The organism is Pseudomonas sp. NPDC008258, assembly GCF_042956345.1.
Taxonomy (GTDB): domain Bacteria; phylum Pseudomonadota; class Gammaproteobacteria; order Pseudomonadales; family Pseudomonadaceae; genus Aquipseudomonas.
Genome location: NZ_JBIBGE010000012.1, coordinates 90378 through 115955 on the forward strand (window position 1 = coordinate 90378; position 25578 = coordinate 115955).

At 64.1% G+C, this 25578-nt stretch carries 23 protein-coding genes; 7 read left to right on the forward strand and 16 right to left on the reverse strand.

The window, feature by feature from the left end:
• Positions 1-12: 12 nt before the first annotated feature.
• Positions 13-2640, reverse strand: coding sequence for a phosphoenolpyruvate carboxylase (gene ppc / locus ACFY9W_RS12165; RefSeq protein ID WP_391130273.1), 2628 nt, complete (start codon positions 2638-2640; stop codon positions 13-15).
• Positions 2641-2903: 263 nt separating this feature from the next.
• Between ppc and ACFY9W_RS12170 the strand changes: the two genes are divergently transcribed.
• The 3 genes from ACFY9W_RS12170 (at position 2904) to ACFY9W_RS12180 (ending at position 4781) form a co-directional block, all read left to right on the forward strand.
• Positions 2904-3248: a pilin assembly protein gene (locus ACFY9W_RS12170; RefSeq protein ID WP_391130276.1), complete on the forward strand. Its 345-nt coding sequence runs from the start codon at positions 2904-2906 to the stop codon at positions 3246-3248.
• A 277-nt stretch (positions 3249-3525) separates the two neighbouring features.
• On the forward strand, positions 3526-3939 hold the full coding sequence (locus ACFY9W_RS12175; protein WP_391130278.1) for a DUF4398 domain-containing protein: 414 nt from the start codon (positions 3526-3528) through the stop codon (positions 3937-3939).
• Positions 3940-3989: 50 nt separating this feature from the next.
• Positions 3990-4781 (forward strand): OmpA family protein, encoded by a 792-nt coding sequence (locus tag ACFY9W_RS12180; RefSeq protein WP_391130280.1) that lies wholly within the window; start codon positions 3990-3992, stop codon positions 4779-4781.
• Positions 4782-4959: 178 nt separating this feature from the next.
• On the opposite strand, the gene ACFY9W_RS12185 is transcribed toward ACFY9W_RS12180, so the two are convergent.
• The 15 genes from ACFY9W_RS12185 to ACFY9W_RS12255 form a co-directional block, all read right to left on the reverse strand.
• Positions 4960-5286, reverse strand: a complete 327-nt coding sequence (locus ACFY9W_RS12185; protein ID WP_300025053.1) for a hypothetical protein — start codon at positions 5284-5286, stop codon at positions 4960-4962.
• The gene (locus ACFY9W_RS12190; RefSeq protein ID WP_391130284.1) at positions 5283-6206 is read right to left on the reverse strand and encodes an alpha/beta fold hydrolase; all 924 of its coding nucleotides are present in this window, start codon (positions 6204-6206) and stop codon (positions 5283-5285) included. Before ACFY9W_RS12190 ends, ACFY9W_RS12185 begins: the two co-directional genes overlap by 4 nt.
• Positions 6178-7455, reverse strand: a complete 1278-nt coding sequence (locus ACFY9W_RS12195; protein ID WP_012270793.1) for a flavohemoglobin expression-modulating QEGLA motif protein — start codon at positions 7453-7455, stop codon at positions 6178-6180. The genes ACFY9W_RS12190 and ACFY9W_RS12195 overlap by 29 nt, the downstream gene beginning before the upstream one ends.
• Before the next feature lie 139 nt (positions 7456-7594).
• Positions 7595-8143, reverse strand: a complete 549-nt coding sequence (locus tag ACFY9W_RS12200) for a hypothetical protein (RefSeq protein WP_391130287.1) — start codon at positions 8141-8143, stop codon at positions 7595-7597.
• Positions 8144-8172: 29 nt separating this feature from the next.
• The gene (locus tag ACFY9W_RS12205) at positions 8173-8877 is read right to left on the reverse strand and encodes a TetR family transcriptional regulator (protein ID WP_391130459.1); all 705 of its coding nucleotides are present in this window, start codon (positions 8875-8877) and stop codon (positions 8173-8175) included.
• Positions 8878-9084: 207 nt separating this feature from the next.
• Entirely contained in the window at positions 9085-10587 is a 1503-nt protein-coding gene (gene lysS, locus ACFY9W_RS12210; protein ID WP_391130290.1) for a lysine--tRNA ligase, read from the reverse strand.
• A 93-nt stretch (positions 10588-10680) separates the two neighbouring features.
• A protein-coding gene (prfB, locus tag ACFY9W_RS12215) for a peptide chain release factor 2 (RefSeq protein WP_391130293.1) occupies positions 10681-11776 on the reverse strand; the annotation gives its coding sequence in 2 pieces (ribosomal slippage) (positions 10681-11703 and positions 11705-11776; 1095 coding nt in all).
• Between the two features lie 228 nt (positions 11777-12004).
• A complete protein-coding gene (wspR, locus tag ACFY9W_RS12220) occupies positions 12005-13009 on the reverse strand; it encodes a Wsp signal transduction system regulator diguanylate cyclase WspR (protein WP_391130296.1) in 1005 nt (334 codons plus the stop codon).
• Between the two features lie 51 nt (positions 13010-13060).
• Positions 13061-14074, reverse strand: a complete 1014-nt coding sequence (gene wspF, locus ACFY9W_RS12225; protein WP_391130301.1) for a Wsp signal transduction system protein-glutamate methylesterase WspF — start codon at positions 14072-14074, stop codon at positions 13061-13063.
• Entirely contained in the window at positions 14071-16374 is a 2304-nt protein-coding gene (locus tag ACFY9W_RS12230) for a response regulator (RefSeq protein ID WP_391130304.1), read from the reverse strand. Before ACFY9W_RS12230 ends, wspF begins: the two co-directional genes overlap by 4 nt.
• A complete protein-coding gene (locus ACFY9W_RS12235) occupies positions 16371-17036 on the reverse strand; it encodes a chemotaxis protein CheW (protein WP_391130307.1) in 666 nt (221 codons plus the stop codon). Before ACFY9W_RS12235 ends, ACFY9W_RS12230 begins: the two co-directional genes overlap by 4 nt.
• The gene (locus ACFY9W_RS12240) at positions 17033-18307 is read right to left on the reverse strand and encodes a CheR family methyltransferase (protein ID WP_391130310.1); all 1275 of its coding nucleotides are present in this window, start codon (positions 18305-18307) and stop codon (positions 17033-17035) included. Before ACFY9W_RS12240 ends, ACFY9W_RS12235 begins: the two co-directional genes overlap by 4 nt.
• Complete coding sequence (locus ACFY9W_RS12245) at positions 18304-18813, reverse strand: chemotaxis protein CheW (protein WP_391130313.1); 510 nt, start codon at positions 18811-18813, stop codon at positions 18304-18306. Before ACFY9W_RS12245 ends, ACFY9W_RS12240 begins: the two co-directional genes overlap by 4 nt.
• A gap of 5 nt (positions 18814-18818) precedes the next feature.
• Positions 18819-20441 carry a methyl-accepting chemotaxis protein gene (locus ACFY9W_RS12250; RefSeq protein WP_391130316.1) on the reverse strand — a complete coding sequence of 541 codons (1623 nt, stop codon included), beginning with the start codon at positions 20439-20441 and terminating at the stop codon, positions 18819-18821.
• A 248-nt stretch (positions 20442-20689) separates the two neighbouring features.
• Positions 20690-21373 (reverse strand): DUF533 domain-containing protein, encoded by a 684-nt coding sequence (locus tag ACFY9W_RS12255; RefSeq protein WP_391130319.1) that lies wholly within the window; start codon positions 21371-21373, stop codon positions 20690-20692.
• Positions 21374-21529: 156 nt separating this feature from the next.
• Here ACFY9W_RS12255 and ydcS point away from each other — a divergent pair, with 156 nt between their 5' ends.
• From ydcS to ACFY9W_RS12275, 4 genes are all read left to right on the forward strand, one after another.
• Positions 21530-22681, forward strand: a complete 1152-nt coding sequence (gene ydcS, locus ACFY9W_RS12260) for a putative ABC transporter substrate-binding protein YdcS (protein WP_391130322.1) — start codon at positions 21530-21532, stop codon at positions 22679-22681.
• A 149-nt stretch (positions 22682-22830) separates the two neighbouring features.
• Positions 22831-23862, forward strand: a complete 1032-nt coding sequence (locus tag ACFY9W_RS12265; RefSeq protein WP_391130325.1) for an ATP-binding cassette domain-containing protein — start codon at positions 22831-22833, stop codon at positions 23860-23862.
• Between the two features lies 1 nt (position 23863).
• On the forward strand, positions 23864-24775 hold the full coding sequence (locus ACFY9W_RS12270) for an ABC transporter permease subunit (RefSeq protein WP_391130328.1): 912 nt from the start codon (positions 23864-23866) through the stop codon (positions 24773-24775).
• Positions 24765-25571 carry an ABC transporter permease subunit gene (locus ACFY9W_RS12275; RefSeq protein WP_391130331.1) on the forward strand — a complete coding sequence of 269 codons (807 nt, stop codon included), beginning with the start codon at positions 24765-24767 and terminating at the stop codon, positions 25569-25571. The genes ACFY9W_RS12270 and ACFY9W_RS12275 overlap by 11 nt, the downstream gene beginning before the upstream one ends.
• The last annotated feature ends 7 nt before the right edge of the window (positions 25572-25578 follow it).

A 25578-nucleotide genomic window follows, 5' to 3' on the forward strand; every position in this document is an offset into this window, starting at 1 on the left:
CTGTGTGCGCACTCAGCCGGTGTTGCGCAAGCCGGCGGCAATACCCGCCACGGTCACCAGCAAGGCCTGCTCCAACGGGCTGTCCAGAGCGGCTTCGCGGCTGCGCGAGCGGGCCAGTAGCTCGGCCTGCAAGCGGTGCAGCGGGTCCAGGTAGGTGTTACGCAGGCTTATGAATTCCAGCGTCTCGGGGCTGTGCGCCAGTAGCACCGGCTGCCCGGTCAGGCGCAGCACCACCTGGCAGGACTGCGACAATAGGTCGCGCAGGTATGCACCTAAAGGAAGCAAGTGCGGTTGCACTAGACGTTCGTCGTAGGCCTCGGCAATTTGCGCATCAGCTTTTGCCAGTACCATTTCCAGCATGTCGATACGGGTGCGGAAGAACGGCCACTGTTCGCGCATCTGTGCCAGCAGTTCGCCTTGGCCACGGGCCAGGGCATTATTCAAGGCCGTTTCCCAGCCTAGCCACGCCGGTAGCATCAGGCGCGTCTGGGTCCAGCCGAAGATCCACGGGATGGCCCGCAGGCTTTCGATCCCCCCTGCGCGGCGCTTGGCCGGGCGACTGCCCAAAGGCAGGCGCCCCAGTTCCTGCTCCGGGGTCGATTGGCGGAAGTATTCGACAAAGTCGGGGTTTTCCCGCACCACGCCGCGGTAGGCCTTGACGCCATCGGCAGCCAGCTGGTCCATCACCTCGCGCCAGGCTGGCTGCGGGAGCGGTGGTGGCAACAGCGTGGCCTCGAGGACGGCGGCCAGGTACAGGTTGAGGTTTTGCTCGGCGATGCCCGGCAAACCGAATTTGAAGCGAATCATCTCGCCCTGCTCGGTGGTGCGGAAACGCCCCGCCACCGATCCCGGCGGTTGCGACAGGATCGCCGCGTGGGCCGGGCCGCCGCCGCGCCCTACGGTACCGCCACGGCCGTGGAACAACAGCAGTTCAACCTGGTGTTCGGCGCAGATGCGCACCAGGTTTTCCTGGGCGCGGTACTGTGCCCAGGCCGCGGCCGTGGTGCCGGCGTCCTTGGCCGAGTCGGAGTAGCCGATCATCACTTCCTGCGGGCCACGCAGGCCGGCGCGGTAGCCCGGCAGGCCGAGCAAGCGCTGCATCACCGGGCCAGCGTTGTCCAGGTCGGCCAGGGTTTCGAACAGCGGCACCACGCGCATGGGCCGGGTCAGGCCGGCTTCCTTGAGCAGCAGTTGCACGGCCAGCACGTCTGAAGCGGCACCGGCCATGGAAATGACGTAGGAGCCCAGCGAGGCAGCCGGCGCGGCGGCAACTTCCCGGCAGGTGGCCAGCACCTCTGCAGTATCCGCCTGCGGTTTGAAATGCGCGGGCAGCAGCGGCCGGCGGTTTTTCAGCTCGGCCTGAAGGAACTCGATGCGGCGATCTTCGTCCCAGTCGGCATAGCGCCCCAGGCCCAGGTAGTCGGTGATTTCAGTCAGTGCGTCGCGGTGGCGGGCGGCGTCCTGACGCACGTCCAGCCGGCCCAGGAACAAGCCGAAGGTGACGGCGCGGCGCAGGCAGTCGAGCAACGGGCCTTCGGCGATCACGCCCATGCCGCAGGCGTGCAGCGACTGGTAGCACAGCTCCAGCGGCGCGATCAGGTCGCGGTTATCCACCAGCACTTCAGCGCTGGCCGGTTGGCTGCTGGTCAGTGCCGAATGCGCCCAGGCGCGGGTCGCCCGCAGGCGGTCGCGTAGCTGCTTGAGCACGGCGCGATAGGGTTCGACACTGTCGCCGACCCGTTCGCGCAGGGCATCGCTGGCCTGCTGCATGGACAGTTCTGCAGCCAACGCATCGATATCGCGCAGGAACAGGTCGGCGGCCATCCAGCGGGCCAGCAACAGGACTTCACGGGTGACGGCGGCAGTCACGTTAGGGTTGCCGTCGCGGTCACCGCCCATCCACGAGGCAAAGCGGATTGGCGCGGCTTCCAGCGGCAGGCGCAGGCCGGTGGCCTCCAGCAGGGCCTTGTCGACCTTGCGCAGGTGGCTGGGAATTGCGTGCCACAGCGAATGCTCGATCACCGCAAAGCCCCACTTGGCTTCGTCTACCGGCGTGGGCCGGGTGCGGCGGATTTCTTCGGTGTGCCAGGCCTCGGCAATCAGCCGTCGCAGGCGATCGCGTACTTGCTGGCGCTCGGCTGGGGTCAGGTCACGATGGTCCTGCGCGGCCAACTGGCCGGCGATGGCGTCGTACTTCTGGATCAGGGTGCGGCGGGCCACTTCGGTGGGGTGCGCGGTGAGTACCAGCTGGATGTCCAGCTTGGCCAGTTGGCGGGCCAGGGCATCGTTGCTGTGCCCAGCCTGCTTCAGGCGTGCCAGCAACTCGGGCAGTACACGGGCCTCGAAGGGTTCGGGCTGCCCGGTGTCGCGGCGGCGAATCAGCTGGTACTGCTCGGCCATGTTGGCCAGGTTGAGAAACTGGTTGAAGGCCCTGGCCACGGGGAGCAGGTCTTCTTCGGCCAGGTCCCCCAGGGTAGAACTCAGTTGCTCACCGGGGCCACGACGGTCGGCCTTGGCACTGTGGCGGATGTCTTCGATTTTCTGCAAGAACGCATCGCCGTGCTGCTCGCGAATGGTTTCCCCAAGCAGTTCACCCAGCACATGGACATCTTCACGCAAACGCACATCGATATCGGTCATTGGCCCTCTCTCCGTTGCATCCCTTTCAGGCTCCACGCCATTCCTGTGGGAGCGGGCATGCCCGCGAAAAATCCAACGCGGTGGCTGGCACCGGCTTCGCCGGTGTTCGCGGGCATGCCCGCTCCCACAATGGGCCGTGACATTCACCCAAGAGTGCCCCCAGCCGTGCGGCAATGGCAAGCCGTGATCAGGCAAAGCAAACTAAAATGAACGCACAGCACTCCCATGCCATACAGCCTTAGCAGGCGTCACCAGAGGTCATCATGAAAATCCGTGAACTCGCCCAGCACTGGGAACAGAATGCCGCCGGTACCCTCAGCCGCACGGGCCATGTCCTGCACCTTGACCTGGAATCCGAGGCGCGCCTGGCCGCGCTGATCGACATGTACCCCAAGCGCACCGCCGAGGAATTGCTCGGCGAACTGGTAGCCGCCGCCCTTGAAGAGGTTGAGGCCAGCTTCCCCTATGTGCAGGGCCGTCAGGTCATCGCCACCGATGAAGAAGGCGACCCGCTGTATGAAGATGTAGGGCCTACTCCACGCTTTCTGTCGCTCTCGCGCCAGCACCTGCACAGCCTGAGCAACACCCCTGCCGATAGCGAAAAATAACCCCCGCGCCACTGTTCCGGGCCTGCTGAAGGCCCGGAATACCGCTCCCGCACGCGAAAGTTCCAGCCAATCCTCACTGACCGATTAGTCAGAAATAATTGCCCGTTTGGGGCATTTTTTTCTGAACCATTGGAAAAACGTTCGAGTCGGAGCCAATAGCCATCACGCTAAAACCCTGCACACCTACCCTTGTGCACCGTTCAACTGAAGCGCACGGTTTTTGTCAGGGAATATGCGATGGACTGCTACGGACATCGTCGTAATCAGGAGTGATCCAATGGAGCTGACCACCATGAAAACCCGCACAAGCAAACTGGCATCCACTCACGTGCGCGGGTTCAAGCTGGCCGCGCTGGCCCTGGGCAGTAGCCTGGTCCTGGCCGGCTGTGCGGGTAACCCGCCAACCGAGCAGTATGCCGTTACCCAGTCCGCCGTGAACTCCGCTGTCAGCGCTGGCGGCACCGAGTTTGCCGCCGTGGAAATGAAAGCGGCGCAGGACAAGTTCAAGCAGGCTGAAATCGCCATGCATGACAAAAAGTATGACGAAGCAAAACTGCTGGCCCAACAAGCCGAGTGGGACGCACGCCTCGCCGAACGCAAAGCCCAGGCGGCCAAGGCCCAGAAGGCCGTGCAGGATGCCCGCCAGGGCGTTCAGGACGTACGTGAGGAAGGCCTGCGCAGCGCTCAGTGAGCCCAGCCCCGCCACCCTCTGCTTTCGCACACGATCAAAGGATGAACACTATGCGCAATTTCGTCATGATTCCCGCCCTGCTGGCCCTCAGCGTTGGCCTTGCTGCCTGCTCGCACGACCCTAACGCCAACCTGGAAGCGGCCCGCACCAACTTCTCCTCGCTGCAGAGCGACCCGCAATCGAGCAAGGTGGCGGCGCTGGAGACCAAGGACGCCCAGGACTGGCTGAACAAGGCTGACAAGGCCTACATGGACCGTGAAGACCAGAAGAAGGTCGACCAGCTGGCCTACCTGACCAACCAGCGTGTCGAGGTGGCCAAGCAGACCATCGCCCTGCGCACCGCCGAAGGCGAGCTGAAAAATGCCGCCGCCCAGCGCGCCCAGGCCAAGCTGGACGCCCGTGATGCGCAGATCGCCAAGCTGCAGGACAGCCTCAACGCCAAGCAGACCGACCGCGGTACGCTGGTCACCTTCGGTGACGTGCTGTTCGACTTCAACAAGGCCGAACTCAAGAGCAACGCCTACCCGAACATCACCAAGCTGGCCCAGTTCCTTCAGGAAAACCCTGAGCGCAAGGTGATTGTCGAGGGCTACACCGACAGCGTCGGCTCGGCCAACTACAACCAGAGCCTGTCTGAACGCCGCGCGGGCTCGGTACGCATGGCGCTGGTGCGCGCCGGCGTAGACCCTGCGCGCATCGTCGCCCAGGGTTATGGCAAGGAGTACCCGGTAGCGGACAACGGCAGCAATTCGGGCCGCGCGCAAAACCGCCGCGTGGAGGTGACCATCTCCAACGACAACCAGCCGGTGGCACCGCGTACGGTGAGCCAGGTCAGCCAGTAAGACCAGCTGACTTAAATGACAAAGCCCCGCGATCCATGCGGGGCTTTCTTTTGCCTGTTCAGGCCTCTTCGCGGCTAAAGCCGCTCCCACAGGGATTACGCTGGCGTCGAGTAGACGCAGTCCCTGTGGGAGCGGGCGAGCCCGCGAAGAGGCCGGAGCAGGTTATGCAGATGCCGGCTCACTGCACCTGCTGCGGGGTTTCCTCGCCCATGCAGCGCACCGCACGCTTGCGGTTGTCCACCAGCACGCCGGTCAGGCCTTTCTGCTCGGTGTCGAACAGCACCAGCACGCCATCGACGCACTGGGCCACTTGCGGCGCCGGGTCCAGCGAAACCTTGTAGTCCTCGCCCGGGATGGTCTTGAGCATGGTGAAGTCCTGCAACAACAGGGCATCCTCGGGTTTGGCGAAATGCAGGTAACCGTAGTACCACAAGGCCCCCACCGTCACGATGATGCTGCCGACGCCGGTCAGGATCAGCGGGATGGCGTTGCGTTCTTCACTCATTGCTTGTTCTTCTCGTCAGGGTAATTGGGCACTTCGGCCAGCCGCCGAAGGCCGTTGAAATGGCTGGGGTCGTCGAGGAAACGCAGCATTACCTGGCGCCATGTGGGGTCGGCGAAGGTCTGCACGTGGCCACCTCGGGTCAGTTGCAGCACCCGCGGTGGTGGCGCGTGCTGGTAAAGGCGGATGCCGTTGTCCATCGGCACCAGGTTGTCATCGATGCTGTGGAAGAACAGCTTGGGCGGGCTGCTCAATTGCTCGATCGAACGGATTGCACTATCGCCGTCCGGCACCAGCCACGACAGCGGCACCTGTAGCGGCCAGGTCATCCACGACGTGCTGAGGGCAAAGCGCCCTACCGCACGGTAACTGGCAGGCACACCATCGAACACCAGTGCGCTGAAGCGTTGCCGTTGCTCGGGGTGGGCCGCCAGGTAATGGATGGCCATGGCGCCCCCCAGGCTCTGCCCCAGCAGCACCAGCGGCTTGCCCTTGACCTCGGGCGCCTGGTCCAGCCAGGCCATGGCGGCCGCAATGTCCTCGTACACTTCCGGCAGGCTCGGCGTGCCCTGCGACAGGCCATAACCGCGGTAATCGATCATCAGCACCTGGTAGCCCTGCTCCGGCAACCAATAGCTGCCGCCCAGGTGCCCCGGCAGGTTGCCACCATTGCCATGCAGGTGCAGCACCGTGCCTTTGACTTCAACGCCCGCCTTGGCCGGCAACCACCAACCATGCAGGCGCAGGCCGTCCGATGTAACAAGCGTGACATCGCGGTAGTCGAGTTTCGCCCGCTCGGGGGTGAACGCCTGGCCACGCTCGGGATAGAACAGCAGGCTGCTGCAACCGCCCAGGCCCAGCAACACCAAGCCAAGCGCCAGCAGGCGGCAGTACTCAGAGAATGTTCGCGTAGTCGGCTTCAATACGGTCCAGGCTCAGGTGGTTGAGGAAGTTGGAGAAGCACATCCACGCCGACAGCGCGTTAAGGTCGCGGAACTGCTCGGGCAGGTACTTGGGCGGTTCGACCAGCCCTTCTTCGACCAGCTGGCGCAAGGTGCGCATGTCTTCCAGGGTGGTCTTGCCGCAGAACAGCAACGGGATCTGTTCAAGCTTGCCCTTCTTCACGGCCAACTGAATGTAGTTGTAAACCATGATGAAGCCCTTGAGGTAGGACAAGTCCTTGGTAAATGGCAGGCCATTGGGCACCGAGCCGCGGAACACCCGGCTGGCGTTGCTGTAGCTCTGCGCCATCTCGAAGCCTTGCTCGCGGAAGAAATTGAACACCTGGAGAAAATCGGCGCCCTCCTCGACCATGTGGATGGCGCGGGTACGGTTGGTGAGCTTGCGCAGGCGGCTGGGGTAGGAGGCGAAAGCGATCACTTCCATGAGGATGGCCAGGCCTTCCTGGGTAACCGTCGACGAGGGCGGGCCCTTGGCCAGGAAGGTGCAAATCGGCTGGTTCTGGCCATTCAGGGTAGTGCCCACGTGCACCAGGCCCTCGTGCACCTCCAGGGCGCGCACGTCGCGGACGTTGAACATGGCGTCGGCGCGCACCTTGATGTAGTCGGCACCCGCCGCTGCATCGGCGACGATACCGTCAGACTCGAAGACGCGAATGGTTTCCTCGGCCTCGCCGAACACCTTGTTCAGCCGGCGCTGGAGAATGTCCACGGCCTCTTTGGCTGTCAGGTTCTTCGGCTCGTCCTTGAGGTCGCCGCGGCCGTCGATGTTGTTCAGGTAGTCGGAGAACATCATGCCGAGGTCGGCCAGGGTCGGGTCACCGGCATGGAAGGCATCGGAAGCGGCGCCGTACAGTTCCTGGGAGATCAGGCCGAAGTCCTCGGTGCCGCGCGCTTCCAGCATGCGCACCACCATGCGGTATTCGCGGCACATGCGCTTCATGATCTGCCCGACCGGGTTGAACTGGCCGAGCTGGCGAATGATGTCGCGCTCGATGCCCTGGAACTCAGCCTTGACCGCGCTTGAATCGAACGACAGCGGGCGCGACTGGTAATAGGCACGGTCGACGGCCGGCGGCTCCTTGCCCTTGGCCTTGAGGAAGCCCTGGCGGATGTTGTCGTCCCACTTCACCGCGTCCAGCACCCGGATCGGGGTTTGCGCCGCAACGATGCGGTCGGACAGGGCGCGGATGGTTTGCTGGTATTCGTCCACCGGGGACTCCTTTCTAGTACAAGAAACCTGTGCCGGCCTCTTCGCGGGCTTGCCCGCTCCCACAGGGGCGGCGCCACATTCGAGAGCAGCGCCGTACCTGTGGGAGCGGGCAAGCCCGCGAAGAGGCTGGCACAGGCAATTACTTGCCCGAGCGCTGGAAGCGCGCCACTTCAACAAACAGGTCGGAATTGGCCGGGTCGTCCAGGTAAGCCAGCACCCGCGCCGACGGGCTGTCGATCAGTACGCCGTCGCCGTTGTCTTCCGGCACCTCGGTGCTGCGCCCGGTCAGTTCCTTCTTGTCCACCGCCTGCTGCACCTGCTCGACATCCAGGTTGTAGAGCACCAGCTCCTTGCCATCGACGATATCGAAGCCGCCAATCAGGAAGTTGCCACCCAGGCGCTTGGGCACCCCGGCCGAGAGGTACCAGCGGTTGCCATGGCGGGACACGGTAAACACATATTCCTCGGGTTTCTTGCCCTTTGCCGTGGCAACGGCCTTATAGGCATCCGCACCGCTGCGGCTGATGGCCAGTTTCAGCGGCTCGCCCCAGGCATCCTTGCTGCTCCACTTGCCGAGCAGGGCCTTGGGCGCCGCCTGGTTGCTGGGCAAGGGCTCATGGAAGGTCACCAGACAACCGCCCAGCAGCAGGAATGACAGCGTCAACAGCACCACACGCCAGGCTTTCATCAGGTTCTCCTTGAAAAGTCGGTCTCGGCTCAGGCCGATGCCAGCACCAGCTGCAGGTATCGGGTAAGCATAGCGAGCATCTGCCCATCGGCTTGCGCGTTCGCATCCTTGAGCAGGCCCTGATATTCCATCTGCTCGATAATCGCCGTCAACATCTGGGCGTCCTGTTCCGGTTGCCGCGAGCCCACTACCTGCAGCAATTGCCGGGTGCCATGCAGCAAGATCTGCTCATGGGCCTGCACCAATTCGGCCAGGCGCGGGCACAGCAGCGCCTCCTGGCGGAAGGCCTGCTCGGCCATCAGGAAGTCGCGGCGGGTCAACAGTTGCCGCTGTACGTAGTCGGCGGTCATGCGCGCCACATCGTCAGCCAGCCTTGCCCGTGCCTGCGGGCTGCCGTCGCCCTGGGCCAGCAACTGGCGCAACACCACCTCGGTGTTGGCCCAGAGCTTGGCCATGTAAGCGGCGCTACGCTCGACGTACTGGGCGAAGGTGTCGGTAAGCAGGTCTTCGATATCCTTGAAGTAGTAGGTGGTGGCCGAAAGCGGCACACCGGCCTCGGCGGCCACGGCGCGGTGGCGCACACCCCGCACGCCATCGCGCACGACAATGCGCATGGCGGCGTCGAGAATCAGCTGGCGGCGCTGTTCGCTGCCTTGGCGGGCAGTCTTGCGGCCTTGGTATTGCACGCTTTCGGCGACGGCGGTGGCGATGCCGGCGGCGCCCTGGTCAGGCATGGCGGGTGTCACGGGGGGGTACCTCATGGGCAGTGTTTCTTCAGTGCCGGCCTCTTCGCGGGCGCGCCCGCTCCCACAGGGACCGCACAATGTTCAGGTCCTGTGCTGTACCTGTGGGAGCGGGCGTGCCCGCGAAGGGGCCGGTACAGACAACATAATGCTTCAGGCAAGAAAAAGCCGCCTCGAAAGGCGGCTTGTTCAGTTCACTCAGGCCTGCGGACGCATGTGCGGGAACAGGATCACGTCGCGGATCGACGGCGAGTTGGTCAGCAGCATCACCAGGCGGTCGATACCGATGCCTTCACCGGCGGTCGGCGGCATGCCGTACTCCAGCGCGCGCACGAAGTCGGCGTCGTAGTGCATGGCTTCGTCGTCACCCGCGTCCTTCTCGGCCACCTGGGCCAGGAAGCGCTCGGCCTGGTCTTCGGCATCGTTGAGCTCGGAGTAGGCGTTGGCGATTTCACGGCCACCGATGAACAGCTCGAAGCGGTCGGTAACGGCCGGGTTTTCGTCGTTGCGACGGGCCAGCGGCGACACTTCGAACGGGTACTCGGTAATGAAGTGCGGCTGCTCCAGCTTGTGCTCGACCAGCTCTTCGAAAATCATCACCTGCAGCTTGCCCAGGCCTTCGTGGCCCAGCACCTTGGCACCGGCCTTTTTGGCGATATCGCGGGCGCGGTCGACGTCTTGCAGGTCGGCAGCAGTCAGCTCGGGGTTGTACTTGAGGATCGAGTCGAACACCGACAGGCGCGCGAAAGGCTCGCCAAAGTGGAACACCTTGTCGCCGTACGGCACATCGGTGCTACCCAAGACCAGCTGCGCCAGCTCACGGAACAGTTCCTCGGTGAGGTCCATGTTGTCGTTGTAGTCGGCGTAGGCCTGGTAGAACTCAAGCATGGTGAATTCAGGGTTGTGACGGGTCGAGACGCCTTCGTTACGGAAGTTGCGGTTGATCTCGAACACCTTCTCAAAGCCACCTACCACCAGGCGCTTGAGGTACAACTCCGGCGCGATACGCAGGAACATGGCCATGTCCAGCGCGTTGTGGTGAGTTTCGAACGGCTTGGCCGCTGCGCCACCCGGAATGGTCTGCAGCATCGGCGTCTCGACTTCGAGGAAGTCGCGCTCGATGAGGAACTTGCGAATGTGCGAGATCACCTGCGAACGCACACGGAAGGTGTGGCGGGTTTCTTCGTTGACCATCAGGTCGACGTAACGCTGGCGGTAGCGCTGCTCGGTGTCGGTCAGGCCGTGGTGCTTGTCGGGCAGCGGGCGCAGCGACTTGGTCAGCAGGCGCACGTTGGTCATTTCGACGTAGAGGTCGCCCTTGCCCGAACGGGCCAGGGTGCCTTCGGCGCTGATGATGTCGCCCAGGTCCCAGGTCTTGACGGCGGCCAGGGTTTCTTCGGGCAGGGTTTTGCGGTTGACGTAGACCTGGATGCGACCGGTCATGTCCTGGATCACCATGAACGAGCCACGGTTGAGCATGATGCGGCCGGCAACCTTGACCGGGATCGCGGCTGCTTCCAGCTCTTCCTTGGTCTTGTCCGCGTACTGTTTCTGCAGGTCGTTGCAGTAGCTGTCGCGACGGAAGTCGTTGGGGAAGGCATTGCCTTTGGCGCGCTCTGCGGCAAGTTTTTCCTTGCGCAGGGCGATCAGGGCGTTTTCTTCCTGTTGCAGGTCTTGCGATTCGGTCTTGAGGTCGCTCATGTCGTCATTCTTTCCATCAGGTATTCGTTGCCCCTTTCGGGCAGGGCACGCGATACCGGCGGGTAGCCAGGTATCGCGGCAGTGGTGTGCGGCTTACAGCCCTTGCTTGAGGCTCGCTTCCAGGTACTGGTCGAGGTCGCCGTCCAGCACCTTCTGGCAGTCGCTGCGCTCGACGCCGGTACGCAGGTCCTTGATGCGCGAGTCATCCAGCACGTACGAGCGGATCTGGTGGCCCCAGCCAATGTCCGACTTGCTGTCTTCCAGCGCCTGCGAGGCGGCGTTGCGCTTCTGCATTTCCAGTTCGTACAACTTGGCCCGCAGCATTTTCATGGCGGTGTCCTTGTTGGCGTGCTGGGAGCGTTCGTTCTGGCAGGCCACCACGGTGTTGGTCGGTACGTGGGTGATACGTACGGCCGAGTCGGTGGTGTTTACGTGCTGACCACCGGCACCGGAGGAACGGTAGGTGTCGATGCGCAGATCGGACGGGTTGATATCGATCTCGACCTTGTCGTCGATCTCGGGCGACACGAACACCGCCGAGAACGAGGTGTGACGACGGGCACCGGAGTCGAACGGGCTTTTGCGCACCAGGCGGTGCACGCCGATTTCGGTACGCAGCCAGCCGAAGGCGTATTCGCCCTTGATGTGCACGGTAGCGCCCTTGATACCGGCGACTTCACCTTCGGACAGCTCGATGATGGTGGCGTCGAAACCGCGCTTGTCGGCCCAGCGCAGGTACATGCGCAGCAGGATGTTGGCCCAGTCCTGCGCTTCGGTACCACCGGAACCGGCCTGGATGTCCAGGTAGGCGTTGTTCATGTCCATCTCGCCGCTGAACATGCGACGGAACTCAAGCTGTGCCAGGCTTTCTTCAAGGCCTTGCAGCTCGGTCACGACGTCGCTTACGGCGCCTTCGTCTTCTTCCTCGACGGCCATGTCGAGCAGGTCTTTGCAGTCAGACAGGCCATTGGACATCTTGTCCAGGGTGTCGACCACCTGCGCCAGCATGGCACGCTCGCGGCCCAGGGCCTGGGCGTACTCGGGCTTGTTCCAGACGTTGGGGTCTTCCAGCTCGCGGTTGACTTCGATCAGGCGGTCATGCTTGTGATCGTAGTCAAAGATACCCCCGAATGGACTGGGAACGCTCGGTGAGGTCCTTGATGGTGTTCAGGATCGGTTGGATTTCCATGGGCGAGGCTCTCGTGCGAATTCGGTGAAAAGCCCGCGAGTATAACCGAGTCCGCCGCAGGGCGGCAGACCCGCCGGGCGGTAGCGTGTGAATAGAACATGCCGAAGTTGCGCAGACTTTGTGGGAGCGGGCGTGCCCGCGAACACCGGCAAAGCCGGTGCCATCCACCGCGTCGCCTTTTTCGCGGGCACGCCCGCTCCCACATGGGAACGTGCAGTGTTCTGAGGGTCAGGCGATCCCGACCTGGTTACGCCCGCCGTTCTTGGCCTGGTACAGGCCCTTGTCTGCCGCCGAGATCAACTGCCGGCAGTGGCTGCCGACAGCCGGGGTCTGGGTGGCCAGGCCAATGCTCACGGTCAAGCGTGCATCGGCCACCGGGGCCGTGTGCGGGATGCCCAGGCCCAGCACGGTCTGGCGCAGTTTTTCGGCCACCAGGCGTGCCCCGCCTGGCGAGGTGTTGGGCAACACCAGGGCAAACTCTTCTCCGCCATAGCGGGCCGGCAGGTCGGTCGGCCGCGAACACGAACCACGGATCGCCTCGGCTACCTGGCGCAAGGCCTCGTCGCCGGCCAGGTGGCCGAAACTGTCGTTGTAGGCCTTGAAGTAATCCACATCGATCATCAGCAACGACAACTGCTGCTGCTCACGCATGGCCCGGCGCCATTCCAGCTCCAGGTACTCATCGAAATGGCGACGGTTGGACAGCCCGGTCAGCCCGTCGGAGTTCATCAGCCGCTGCAGCATCAGGTTGGAATCCAGCAACTGCTGCTGGCTGACGCGCAGGGCGCGATAGGCCTCGTCGCGCTGCAACAAGGTAAGGTAAGAGCGTGAGTGGTAGCGAATGCGTGCCACAAGCTCGATGGTGTCCGGCAGCTTGACCAGGTAATCGTTGGCCCCGGCGGCAAACGCCGCGCTCTTGACCAGCGGGTCTTCCTTGGTCGACAGGACGATGATCGGGATGTCCTGGGTGGCCGGGTTGTTGCGGTACTCACGCACCAGGGTCAGGCCGTCCAGGCCCGGCATGATCAGGTCCTGGAGAATGACCGTGGGCTTTATGCGCATGGCCTGGGCCACCGCCTGGTGCGGGTCGGCACAGAAGTGGAAGTCGATGTTGTCTTCGTTGGCCAGGCCACGCCGCACCGCCTCGCCGATCATGGCCTGGTCATCGACCAGCAGCACCATCGCCGAGTTCTCGTTGGGGGTGGCAAAACCTTCGATCGGCAAATCATTCATACCTTTTCACCCGGACACGGCCGACCAGGCGGCGTGATTCAATACAATTCGTCATTTTCCGAAAATTTCCGTCAAGCGCCCGGCTATGCGTTCCAGCGGGCGGATTTCCACTGCGGCATCGATGGCCGCAGCAGCCTTGGGCATGCCGTACACCGCACTGCTCGCCTGGTCCTGGGCGATGGTCAGAAAGCCCTGCTGACGCATCAACTTCAGGCCCTGGGCGCCGTCGCGGCCCATGCCGGTGAGCAGCACGCCCACCGCATCGCCATTCCAGTAACGCGCCACGCTCTCGAAGAATACGTCGATCGAGGGCCGGTAGATTTCGTTGACAGGTTCGGCAGTGTAGGCCAGTTGACCGTTCTGTAGCAGCCGAATGTGGTGATTGGTGCCAGCCAGCAGCACCTGCCCCGGCTGCGGCGGCTCGCCTTCACGGGCCAGCCGCACCGGCAGGCCCGCTGCACTGCTGAGCCATTCGGCCATGCCTGCGGCAAACACCTGATCCACATGCTGGACCAGCACGATGGCTGCCGGAAACGCCGCCGGCAGCCCTTTGAGCAGTACTTCGAGTGCTGCCGGGCCGCCTGCCGACGAGCCTATCGCCACCAGACCACGGCGTTGCGAAGCCTCGCGCAGCGGTGTGGCCACCTGGCGTGCGGCAGGTGCACGTTGCTGGCCGATGAGCCAGCCGATATTGAGGATTTTACGCAACAGCGGCGCCGCTGCTTCGCGGGCATCGCCAGCCCCCAGCGCCGGGGTATCGACCACATCCAGGGCGCCGTGGCCCATGGCCTCGAACACCCGGTGCACATTCTGCTTGCGGTCGACCGTGACGATGACAATGGCGCACGGGGTTTCGGCCATGATCCGCCGGGTGGCCTCCACGCCATCCATCACCGGCATGATCAGGTCCATCAGGATCAGGTCCGGCAACTGTTCGCTGCAGCGCTGCACCGCCTCGGCGCCATTGCTGGCGACCCAGACCACCTGGTGTGCAGGCTCGAAGGCGACTGCACGACGCAGCGCCTCTACGGCCATGGGCATGTCATTGACGATGGCGATCTTCATCCTTGAGCACCTCCGATCAGTTCGACCACTGCCTCCAGCAACGCATCGTCGTGGAAACTGGCTTTCGCCAAATAGTAGTCGGCGCCAGCATCCAGGCCACGCCGTCGGTCTTCCTCACGGTCCTTGTAGGACACCACCATCACTGGCAGTGATTGCAGGCGCTGGTCGCGGCGCACCAGGGTGACCAGTTCGATGCCATCCATGCGCGGCATGTCGATGTCGGTAATCAGCAGGTCGAAGTCCTCGCCGCGCAAGGCGTTCCAGCCGTCCATGCCGTCTACCGCCACCGCCACATCGTAGCCACGGTTACCCAGCAGCTTGCGCTGCAGTTCACGCACGGTCAGCGAGTCGTCGACCACCAGAATGCGCTTGCGCACCACGCCACGGGCACCGCTGCTACCACGCTCGATGCGCTCCAGGCTGCCGGTGCTGAGCAGTTTTTCCACCGAGCGCAGCAGGTCTTCGACGTCGACGATCAGCACCACCGAGCCGTCGTCCAATAAGGCGCCGGACGAAATGTCCTGCACCTTGCCCAGGCGCGGGTCGAGCGGCATCACCACCAGTACCCGCTCCCCCACCAACCGTTCCACAGCCACGCCGTACAGCTGCTCGCGCTCACGGATCACCACCACCCGCAGGCTGGTTTCTTCGCTTTGACCGGCTGGCCGGTTCAGCAGCTGGCTGGCCGCCACCAGGCCGATATGCCGGCCTTCGTGCCAGAAATGCTGGCGCCCTTCGATCTGCACGATCTGTTCGGCCGTCACTTCCAGCGTGCGTTCGATGTGAGCGAGCGGGAAGGCATAGGCTTCGCCGCCCACCTCCACCACCAGGCTGCGCACCACCGACAGGGTTAGCGGCACCTGCAAATGGAAGCGGCAGCCCTGCCCCGCCAGCTGGGTCAGCTCGATGGAGCCGCGCAGCTCGCGGACCATGTGCTGTACGGCATCCAGCCCGACACCACGCCCGGACACCTCGGTAACCTTGTCGCGCAGGCTGAAGCCGGGCAGGAACAGGAACGTCAGCAGCTCTGCTTCGCTCATGCGCACCACTGTGTCGACGGGGGACAGGGCGCGCTCCACGATGCTGCTGCGCAAGCGTTCCAGGTCGATGCCGGCCCCGTCGTCGATCAGCTCCAGGCTGAGCATGCCCGCCTGGTGTGAAGCGCGCAGGCGAATCTCCCCTTCTTCCGGCTTGCCCGCCAGCATGCGCCGCTCCGGCGGCTCGATACCGTGGTCGACGGCATTGCGCAACAGGTGGGTCAGCGGTGCTTCGAGTTTTTCCAGCACATCGCGGTCTACCTGTGTCTTCTCGCCGTCCACCACCAGCCGCACCGGCTTGCCCAGCGAGCGACCAAGGTCACGCACCATGCGGCTCTGGCCGGTCAGCACGTCAGCGAACGGGCGCATCCGGCAGGCCAGCGCGGTGTCATACAGCAGCTGCGCACGCTGGCTGGCCTGCCAGCCGAATTCGTCCAGGTCGGCAGCCTGTTGTTGCAGGATCTGCTGGGTTTCCACCAGCAGGCGCTGGGTTTGCGCCAGGGCTTCGAGCACCTCAGTGCTCTGGCCACTGTCCTCCAGTTGCAGGCGCAGGCCATCGAGCGCCTGCATGCCCTGGCCATGCATGCGCTTGAGGCGCTGCAAGGTGGCCAGGTAAGGCTTGAGCCGCTGGGTTTCCACCAGCGACTTGCTGGACAGGTCAAGCAGGCTGTTCAGGCGGTCGGCAGTGACCCGCAGTACCCGCTCGCTGCCTTCTGTGGCGCGCTTGCCGGCCTTGCGGCGCGGGGCCGGTTCAGGCTCCGGGTCTGGCTCGGGCGGTTCGCTGGGTAGCGGCAGCGGGTTGGCGGGCAAGGTGGCCAGCGGCAGCGCTGGCAGGGCTTCGGCCGGCAGCGGCGCGGCCGGCATGGGTGCGGCGCCGGGGTCGAGCAGGCTGGCCATTTGCGCAAGGAATACGGGCAGGGTCGCCTGCGCCGCAACATCGCCGGGCGTGGCAATGCGCATCAGCAGGTCGGTGCCTTGCAACAGCGCATCGATGTGTTCGGCACTCAGCCGCAAGCGGCCTTCCTGGGCGGCTACCAGGCAGTCTTCCATGACGTGGGCGACACTGACGCCGGCATCCACGCCAACGATGCGCGCCGCACCCTTCAGCGAGTGGGCCGCGCGCATGCAGGCCTCAAGCTGGTCGGCCTGGGTAGGGTTGCGCTCCAGCGCCATCAGGCCAGTACTGAGCACCTGGGTCTGCGCCTCGGCCTCCAGGCTGAACAGTTCGAGCAGCGATGCGTCGCGCATTTGCTCTGGGGTCATGACAGGCTCCGCTGCACGGCAGACAGTAATTGTTGATCGTCCAGTACCCGCACGCTGCGGCCGCGCCATTGCAAGACGGCGGCGGTGAAACGCGAGGTGTCCTGGCCGCTGCCCAGCAGCAGCGGGTCGAGGCGATGAATGCCGTCGATTTCCTCGACCGCCATCACCACCGGCCCACCGTCGGCTGCCAGGATCAGCATGCGTGGCATCGACCGGCCGCTGCGCTGTTCGACGGGGCTGACCTGTACACCCAGCAAGTCAGCCAGTGACACGCACGGCACCAACGCACCGCGCACGTTGGCAACGCCCTGCAACACCCGTGAGCGCTGGTGCGGCAACGAATGCACGGCCTGCAACGGGGCGATTTCCGCCAGGCTGGCGGTAGCCAGTGCCAGCCACTCCTCGCCCAGGCGGAACAACAACATGGAGCGGCCAGTGCTTTCGTCGACTGCCTGGGTCGACGCTGCCTGGTGCTCCTGCACCAGCGCGTAGCGATCGAGCAGGCGCGTGGCCGCAGCGGCATAGACTTCGCAGTTGCGGCAGTGGACATGACGCTCCAGCAACGGGCATTGCTTGTCGCCATGCACGCCGATGCGGTTCCAGCAGTCGTCGATGTGCGCGTCATCCCCGGCAAGCAGTTGCAGCGCGGAGTCCCCCATCATCGTTCAGCCTCCCGGCCAACCCGGGCGGCACGTTCCTGCAGGCGCCTGGCACCGGCCAGGTCGCCCTGTGCCGCCAGCAAGGCCGCCAGGTGCACCAGTGCTTCGGCGTGTTGCGGTTCCAGGTACAAGGCCTTGCGATAATGGGTAAGCGCCAGTTGGGCATCACCTTCGGTATCGCTGAGCAGCCCCAGCCAGTAATACACCTGCGCCGACGGCGCGAACTGGCCGAGGTAGCGCTGGCATTCGGCACGGGCCAGCTCGCTGGCACCCGCGTTGGCATGCCGGGCAATGCTGGCCAGCAGCTCGCTTTCGCTGTCGCGCTTGGGCACGGGTGGCGGTGCAGGCTTAGCCGCCACAGGCGTTACACGTGCAGGGCGCGGCGATGCCACGCTTGGCGGCACATAGCCCGGCGTGGCCAACGGCGGCACCATGCGCCGCGCTGGCGGGGCCGTAACCGTTGCCAACGGGGCGCTGTCGCCCTCCTGACGCACGTAGGCAAACGACTGGGAAATCCCCAGCGGCCGCATGCCCAACCGCGCCAGCAAGCTGCCTTCGGCCGGCCCGATAAACAGCACGCCCTGCGGATGCATCAGGCGCTTGAGCACTTCGAACACACGCTGCTGGGTTGGCACGTCGAAATAGATCAACAGGTTGCGGCAGAACACAAAATCGTACAGGCCATCGCGGCTGGCCAGCGCCGGGTCCAGCACATTGCCCACCTGCAGGCTGACGTGCTGCCGCACCCGTTCATGCAGGCGGTGGCCTTCGTCGAGGGCATCGAAGAACCGCTCGCGAAAGCCCAGATCGCTGCCACGGAAGGCATTGCGCCCATAAAGGGCCTGCCCCGCCTTGGCCACCGAGCTTGGGCTGATGTCCATGCCGTCGATCAGGAACGCACCGGGCGCGATACCGGCGTCGAGCAAGGCCATGGCCAGCGAATAGGGTTCTTCACCCGTCGAGCATGGCAAGCTGAGCAAGCGCAGCGGGCGCGCTCCGGCCAGCTCGGCAAGGCGTTTTTGCGCCAGGCTGGCCAGGGCAGTAAAGGATTCGGGGTAACGGAAGAACCAGGTTTCCGGGACGATCACGGCCTCGATCAAGGCCTGTTGCTCATCCGCCGATTGCTGTAGACGCAGCCAGTAGTCATCCAGGTCCATGGCATTCGCAGCCACGCAGCGCTGACGCAGCGCGCGCTCGACCATGGGCGCACCCACCGACTCCACATCCAGGCCGATGCGCTCACGCAAGAAGCGGTAAAAACGCTGTTCGTTCATGTCGGCATCCCTGTCGGATCATCCGCGTAAAGCAGGTGGTGCACGGCGTCGGGTAGCAGGTCATTGACTGCGATGCGCTGCACCAGGCCCTGTTCGTCCTGGCGCACAGGGCCCAGGTAGGGCGCCTCGCCGCTGTCCACCCCGTAAGGCTGGAACTCGTCGGGGTGGCAGCGCAGGGTTTCAGTGGCCTGTTCCAGGACCAGGCCCAGTTGCAAGCCGCTACGGTAGTGCACCAGCACCAGGCGGGTACTGGTGCGTTGCGCTGCGGGTTGGCCAAAACTCAGCGCCGCCAGGTCGATCACCGGCACCAGCAGGCCACCACGGTGGGCGAGAATGCCCGCAACCCAGGCAGGTGCCTGTGCGATCGGTTTGAGCGGCTGGCGCGGCAGCACTTCGATAACCTCGTGCACGCTCAGGGCAAAGCGCTGCGCCTTGATGCGAAACTGCAGGTACAACGCCCCCTTGGCGTTCTCCGCCCGCGCGGCACGCGGTTGCAAGTTGTTCATCGCGATCAGACTTTGAAACGCGACACGCCGCCACGCAGGCCAGCGGCCACCTGGCTCAGCTCATCGATGGCAAAACTGGCCTGGCGCAGCGATTCGACGGTTTGAGTGCTGGCATCGCTGAGTTGCGCCAGCGCCTGGTTGATCTGCTCGGCACCGGTGGCCTGGGCCTGCATGCCTTCGTTGACCATCAACACGCGCGGTGCCAGGGCCTGCACCTGGTGGATGATCTGGCTCAGTTGCTCACCGACCTGCTGCACCTCGAACATGCCGCGGCGCACCTCTTCGGAGAACTTGTCCATGCCCATTACGCCAGCCGACACCGCCGACTGGATCTCGCGCACCATCTGTTCGATGTCGTAGGTGGCCACGGCAGTCTGGTCGGCGAGGCGGCGCACTTCGGTGGCCACCACGGCAAAACCACGGCCATACTCACCGGCCTTCTCTGCTTCGATAGCGGCGTTGAGCGACAGCAGGTTGGTCTGGTCGGCGACCTTGACGATGGTCACCACCATCTGGGTGATGTTGCTGGCCTTCTCGTTGAGGATGCCAAGCTTGGCGTTGACCAGGTCGGCTGCGCCCATTACCTGGTGCATGGTCTCTTCCATGCGCGCCAGCCCCTGTTGGCCGGAGCCGGCCAGGCTGGACGCCTGGTCAGCGGCGGAGGTGACTTCGGTCATGGTGCGCACCAGGTCACGCGAGGTGGCGGCGATTTCCCGCGAGGTGGCGCCGATTTCCGTGGTGGTGGCGGCCGTTTCGGTCGCGGTGGCCTGCTGCTGCTTGGACGTGGCGGCGATTTCGGTCACCGAGGTGGTTACCTGTACAGACGAACGCTGGGCCTGGGCTACCAGGTTGGCCAGCGCCTCGGCCATTTCGTTGAAGCCACTTTCGATGGCGCCAAACTCGTCTTTGCGGTCCAGGTTCAGGCGCATGCTCAGGTCGCCCGAGCGCAATTTGTCGAGGGCATGGACTATGCGCTGCACAGGCGCGGTGATAGCACGCAGCAGCAGCAAGCCGCAGATGCCGGCTGCGACGATGGCCAGCAACAGCGATACCACCATGCTGCCCTTGGCCGTGCTCACGGCGCTGACGATTTCGTTGGTGGCCGCGTCGGCAGAAGCGCGGTTGTGCTCGATCACTTCGTTCAGGTGCTTGCGACCTTCCACCCAGGCCGGGGTGAGCACCTCGGTGATCAGCCGCTGGGCTTCGTCGTAATTGTGCTGGCGGTAGGCATCAAGTACCTGACCAACGATCTTGAGGTAGTTTTCTTCCAGTTGGACAAAGCTGTCGAAGCGGGTCTGGTCGTCCTTGTCCTGAATCGTGCCCTGGTAACTCGCCATGTGCTGCTTCAGGCGGTCGTCAAAGCTTTTGAACAGTTCCATGTCAGCCGAAGTGATTTCCCGGTGGTTGGACAGGCCCACCAGTTGCTGGCTGGTGACGTAACTGTCGACCCAGGCGCTGCGGATCATCGAGCTGTAGTAGACCCCGGGAATGCTGTCGGTCCCCACCGCCTCTTCGGCGGTTTCGATGGCCACCAACCGCGAGTAGGCGGCCACGATCATCAGCAGCATGATGGCGATGATCACGGCAAAACTTGCCAGGATCCGTTGGCGCAAGGTCCAGTTCTTCACATTCAGCCCTCAGGAATTCACAACGAGCGGGAAAAATCGCCGAAGTATAGCCTAGAGGCCTTACAGATTTGCGGGTGATGTGAGGGGTAAACAGGCATCCCTGCTGATGGACATGCCATTGGGGCTGCTGTGCAGCCCTTCGCGGGCACGCCCGCTCCCACAGGTATCACCGAATGGTCGAAGGTTGCGCCGAACCTGTGGGAGCGGGCATGCCCGCGAAGGGCCGCACAGCGGCCCCATCTACCCATTCACTGGGCCACAGCCAACCGCACCTGGCCTTCCAGCTCCTGACGCAAGCCCGGGTCCAGGCGCAATTGGCGGGCCAGTTCGTCCAGGTAGGCACGCTCCATGAAGTTTTCCTGGTCGACCATCATCACGCTGGCCAGGTACATCTCGGCGGCCATTTCCGGCGTTTGTGCGGCGCGGGCCACTTCGGCCGGGTCCAGCGGCTTGTTCAACTCGGCATGCAGCCAGTGCTGCAGTTCGCGGTCGTTGTCCAGGCGGGTGAACTCGCCCTCGATCAGCGCCCGCTCGCGTTCGTCTATGTGCCCATCAGACTTGGCCGCCGCCACCAGCGCCCTCAGCACCGCCTGGCTGTGCTGCTCGGCCTGGGCGGGCGGCAGGCGGTCGACGGTTTGAGGTTCGGCGGCGTTGGTCCGCTGACTGGCCTGCCAGTTGCCGTAGGCCTTGTAGGCCAGCACACCCAGCGCGGCCAGGCCGCCGTAGGTCAGGGCCTTGCCGCCGTATTTTCGGGCCTTCTTGCTACCCAGCAACAAGCCCAGAGCGCCCCCACCCAACAAGCCACCACCTGCACCGGACAACAGCCCGCCAAGCCCACCGGCAGCGCCGCCGGACTTGTTCGCGCCGCCCTGTTTTTCGAGCATTTGCTGGCCGGATTTGAGGAGTTGATCGAGCAAGCCGCGGGTGTTCATTCGTGTGTCTCCACGTAAGAAGATTCAATCGCCAGAGTAAGGCCTGCCCGACCACAAGCCATGCCCGCATTTGCTTCCGGATGTTGCATTGGCTGGCAAAAAGCCAACTAGACTCGACCACTGCCGCGACCAAAATCTCCAAGAAGAGGGAACACCATGTCAGTGCACAAGACCGCATTGCTCGGCGCCGCCACCTGCGCCGTGCTGGCCAGCGCCAGCCTGCAGGCTGCCGAACCACCCAAGGCCCTGGGGCCTGGCGAGGGGCGCCTGGATATCGTTGCCTGGCCCGGCTACATCGAGCGCGGTGAAAGCGACAAGGCCTACGACTGGGTGACCGGCTTCGAGAAAGAAACCGGCTGCAAGGTCAGTGTGAAGACTGCCGCCACCTCGGACGAGATGGTCAGCCTGATGACCAAGGGCGGTTATGACCTGGTCACGGCCTCGGGCGATGCCTCACTGCGGCTGATCGTGGGCAAGCGCGTGCAGCCGATCAACACCGCGCTGATCCCCAACTGGAAGAACATCGACCCGCGCCTGCAGAACGGCGGTTGGTACGTGGTCGACAAGCAGGTCTACGGCACCCCTTACCAATGGGGGCCGAACGTGCTGCTGTACAACACCAATACCTTCAAGCAGCCCCCCACCAGCTGGGGCGTGGTGTTCGAGCCGCAGAACCTGCCCGACGGCAAGCCGAACAAGGGCCGCGTGCAGGCCTACGACGGGCCGATCTACATCGCCGACGCGGCGCTGTACCTGAAGTCGGCCAAGCCCGAGCTGGGCATCAAGGACCCTTACGAGCTGAACGAGGAGCAATACAAGGCCGTGCTTGAACTGCTGCGCCAGCAGCAGCCGCTGATCCACCGTTACTGGCACGACGCCACGGTGCAGATGAGCGACGTGAAGAACGAAGGCGTGGTCGCCTCCAGTTCCTGGGGCTACATGGTCAATGGCCTGAAGGCCGAGAACCAGCCGGTGGCCTCGACCATTCCCAAGGAAGGCGCGACTGGCTGGGCCGACACCACCATGCTGCACAGCGAGGCCAAGCACCCCAACTGCGCCTACAAGTGGATGGACTGGTCGTTGCAGCCGAAGGTGCAGGGTGACGTGGCGGCCTGGTTCGGCTCGCTGCCGGCGGTGCCAGCGGCGTGCACCGGCAGCGAACTGCTGGGCGCCGAGGGCTGCAAGACCAACGGTTTCGACAACTTCGACAAGATTGCCTTCTGGAAAACCCCGCAGGCCCAAGGGGGCAAGTTCGTGCCGTATAGCCGCTGGACCCAGGATTACATTGCGATCATGGGTGGGCGCTGAGGTTGCCTGAATACCTGTGCTGGCCTCTTCGCGGGCTCGCCCGCTCCCACAGGTGAAGCGCCACCCTCACTGGCGGTGATCACCCTGTGGGAGCGGGCAAGCCCGCGAAGAGGCCGGCACAGGAGAACATCGATGTCCGGAGCCCACGCATGCCCCTAGCCGTCCAGTTCACCCAGGTTTCCCGCACCTTCGGCGAGGTCAAGGCCGTTGACCAGGTCAGTATCGACATCATCGATGGCGAGTTTTTCTCCATGCTCGGCCCTTCCGGCTCGGGCAAAACCACCTGCCTGCGCCTGATCGCCGGCTTCGAGCAACCCAGCAGCGGCTCAATCCGCATCCACGGCGTCGAAGCCGCTGGCGTGCCGCCCTACCAGCGTGACGTCAACACCGTATTCCAGGACTACGCGCTGTTCCCGCACATGAACGTGCTGGACAACATCGCCTATGGCCTGAAGGTAAAAGGCGTGGCCAAGGCCGAACGCCACAGCCGCGCCGAAGAAGCCCTGGCCATGGTGGCCCTGGCCGGCTACGGCGCGCGCAAGCCGGCGCAGCTGTCTGGCGGCCAGCGCCAGCGCGTGGCCCTGGCCCGGGCGCTGGTCAACCGGCCACGGGTGCTGCTGCTGGACGAGCCACTCGGTGCGCTGGACCTGAAGCTACGCGAACAGATGCAAGGCGAGCTGAAAAAGCTGCAACGCCAGTTGGGCATCACCTTCATCTTCGTCACCCACGACCAGACCGAGGCCCTGTCGATGTCCGACCGGGTTGCGGTGTTCAACCGCGGCCGCATCGAGCAGGTCGACACGCCGCGCAACCTGTACATGAAGCCTGCCACCACCTTCGTTGCCGAGTTTGTTGGCACCTCCAACGTGGTGCGTGGCGAACTGGCCTTGGCGCTCAATGGCAGTTCGGCGCCCTTCTCCATCCGCCCCGAGCACATCCGCCTGGGCGACCCGGTGGTAACCAGCCATGAAGTGCAGGTCAGCGGCGTGCTGCGCGATATCCAGTATCAAGGCAGCGCCACCCGCTATGAACTGCAACTGGACAGCGGCCAGCTGTTGGCGGTAAGCCAGGCCAACGACCGCTGGCAGGCACAGGCGCAGGCCTGGCAGCCCGGGCAACGGGTGCTGGCACACTGGCCCCGGGAGGCCATGACGGTGCTGCAGGAAACCGAGGCCCGCTGACATGAGCACACTGCGAAGCCTGTCCAACGTGCTGTACCGGCGCCCCAACCTGTATCTGGCTTTGCTGCTGGTGCCCCCGCTGACGTGGTTCGGCGCAATCTACCTGGGCTCGTTGCTGAACTTGCTGTGGCAAGGTTTCTATACCTTCGACGACTTCACCATGGCGGTAACCCCGGACCTGACCCTGGGCAACTTCGCCGCGCTGTTCAACCCGTCGAACTTCGACATCATCCTGCGCACGCTGGGCATGGCCGTGGCCGTGTCGCTGGCCAGCGCGGTGCTGGCCTTTCCCATCGCCTACTACATGGCGCGCTACACCAGCGGCAAGACCAAGGCGTTTTTCTACATCGCGGTCATGATGCCGATGTGGGCCAGCTACATCGTCAAGACCTATGCCTGGACCCTGCTGCTGGCCAAGGGCGGGGTGGCCCAGTGGTTCGTCCAGCAACTGCACCTGGATGCCCTGCTGCAAGCAGTGCTGGCCGTGCCGGGCGTGGGCGGCAGCACGCTGTCGACGTCGCACCTGGGGCGTTTCATGGTGTTCGTGTACATCTGGTTGCCGTTCATGATCCTGCCGATCCAGGCCTCGCTGGAACGCTTGCCACCTTCGCTGCTGCAAGCCTCGGCAGACCTCGGCGCACGGCCTGGGCAAACGTTCGTCCAGGTGATCTTGCCGTTGTCGATCCCGGGCATCGCTGCCGGCTCGATCTTCACGTTTTCGCTCACCCTGGGCGATTTCATCGTGCCGCAACTGATCGGCCCGCCCGGTTACTTCATCGGCAGCATGGTCTATGCCCAGCAAGGCGCAATCGGCAACATGCCAATGGCCGCCGCCTTCACCCTGGTGCCAATCGTGCTGATTGCGCTGTACCTGTCCATCGTCAAGCGCCTGGGAGCCTTCGATGCACTCTGAAAAAGCATCAACAGGGCTGCGCCTGGCGGCCTGGGGCGGGCTGGTGTTCCTGCATTTCCCGATCCTGATCATCTTCCTGTACGCCTTCAATACCGAAGACGCGGCATTCAGCTTCCCACCCAAGGGCTTTACCCTGAAGTGGTTTGCCGTGGCTTTCGCCCGGCCCGATGTGCTGGAGGCGATCAAGCTGTCGTTGCAGGTGGCTTGCCTGGCCACACTGATCGCCCTGGTACTCGGCACACTGGCGTCGGCAGCGCTGTACCGGCGCAGCTTTTTCGGCAAGGAGAGCATTTCGCTGATGCTGATCCTGCCCATCGCCCTGCCCGGCATCATTACCGGTATTGCCCTGCTTTCAGCGCTCAAGACCTTGGGGATCGAGCCCGGGGTGTTCACCATCGTGGTCGGCCACGCGACGTTCTGCGTGGTGATCGTCTACAACAACGTGATCGCCCGCCTGCGGCGCACCTCACAAAGCCTGATCGAAGCCTCGATGGACCTGGGCGCCGATGGCTGGCAGACCTTCCGCTACATCATCCTGCCCAACCTCGGCTCGGCATTGCTGGCCGGGGGCATGCTGGCCTTTGCCCTGTCGTTCGATGAAATCATCGTCACCACCTTCACTTCCGGCCACGAACGCACGCTGCCGATCTGGCTGCTCAACCAGCTCAGCCGCCCGCGCGACGTGCCGGTGACCAACGTGGTCGCCATGCTGGTGATGCTGGTGACCATGCTGCCGATCCTTGGCGCCTATTACCTGACCCGTGGCGGCGAAAGGGTCGCGGGCAGTGGCAAATGACCCTGGA

Bases quoted from the DNA above. Each gene is read 5' to 3' on its own strand.
- ppc (WP_391130273.1), bottom strand. From the start codon at position 2,640: ATGACCGATATCGATGTGCGTTTGCGTGAAGATGTCCATGTGCTGGGT.
- ACFY9W_RS12170 (WP_391130276.1), top strand. From the start codon at position 2,904: ATGAAAATCCGTGAACTCGCCCAGCACTGGGAACAGAATGCCGCCGGT.
- ACFY9W_RS12175 (WP_391130278.1), top strand. From the start codon at position 3,526: ATGGAGCTGACCACCATGAAAACCCGCACAAGCAAACTGGCATCCACT.
- ACFY9W_RS12180 (WP_391130280.1), top strand. From the start codon at position 3,990: ATGCGCAATTTCGTCATGATTCCCGCCCTGCTGGCCCTCAGCGTTGGC.
- ACFY9W_RS12185 (WP_300025053.1), bottom strand. From the start codon at position 5,286: ATGAGTGAAGAACGCAACGCCATCCCGCTGATCCTGACCGGCGTCGGC.
- ACFY9W_RS12200 (WP_391130287.1), bottom strand. From the start codon at position 8,143: ATGAAAGCCTGGCGTGTGGTGCTGTTGACGCTGTCATTCCTGCTGCTG.
- ACFY9W_RS12205 (WP_391130459.1), bottom strand. From the start codon at position 8,877: ATGCCTGACCAGGGCGCCGCCGGCATCGCCACCGCCGTCGCCGAAAGC.
- lysS (WP_391130290.1), bottom strand. From the start codon at position 10,587: ATGAGCGACCTCAAGACCGAATCGCAAGACCTGCAACAGGAAGAAAAC.
- wspR (WP_391130296.1), bottom strand. From the start codon at position 13,009: ATGAATGATTTGCCGATCGAAGGTTTTGCCACCCCCAACGAGAACTCG.
- wspF (WP_391130301.1), bottom strand. From the start codon at position 14,074: ATGAAGATCGCCATCGTCAATGACATGCCCATGGCCGTAGAGGCGCTG.
- ACFY9W_RS12230 (WP_391130304.1), bottom strand. From the start codon at position 16,374: ATGACCCCAGAGCAAATGCGCGACGCATCGCTGCTCGAACTGTTCAGC.
- ACFY9W_RS12235 (WP_391130307.1), bottom strand. From the start codon at position 17,036: ATGATGGGGGACTCCGCGCTGCAACTGCTTGCCGGGGATGACGCGCAC.
- ACFY9W_RS12240 (WP_391130310.1), bottom strand. From the start codon at position 18,307: ATGAACGAACAGCGTTTTTACCGCTTCTTGCGTGAGCGCATCGGCCTG.
- ACFY9W_RS12245 (WP_391130313.1), bottom strand. From the start codon at position 18,813: ATGAACAACTTGCAACCGCGTGCCGCGCGGGCGGAGAACGCCAAGGGG.
- ACFY9W_RS12255 (WP_391130319.1), bottom strand. From the start codon at position 21,373: ATGAACACCCGCGGCTTGCTCGATCAACTCCTCAAATCCGGCCAGCAA.
- ydcS (WP_391130322.1), top strand. From the start codon at position 21,530: ATGTCAGTGCACAAGACCGCATTGCTCGGCGCCGCCACCTGCGCCGTG.
- ACFY9W_RS12265 (WP_391130325.1), top strand. From the start codon at position 22,831: ATGCCCCTAGCCGTCCAGTTCACCCAGGTTTCCCGCACCTTCGGCGAG.
- ACFY9W_RS12270 (WP_391130328.1), top strand. From the start codon at position 23,864: ATGAGCACACTGCGAAGCCTGTCCAACGTGCTGTACCGGCGCCCCAAC.
- ACFY9W_RS12275 (WP_391130331.1), top strand. From the start codon at position 24,765: ATGCACTCTGAAAAAGCATCAACAGGGCTGCGCCTGGCGGCCTGGGGC.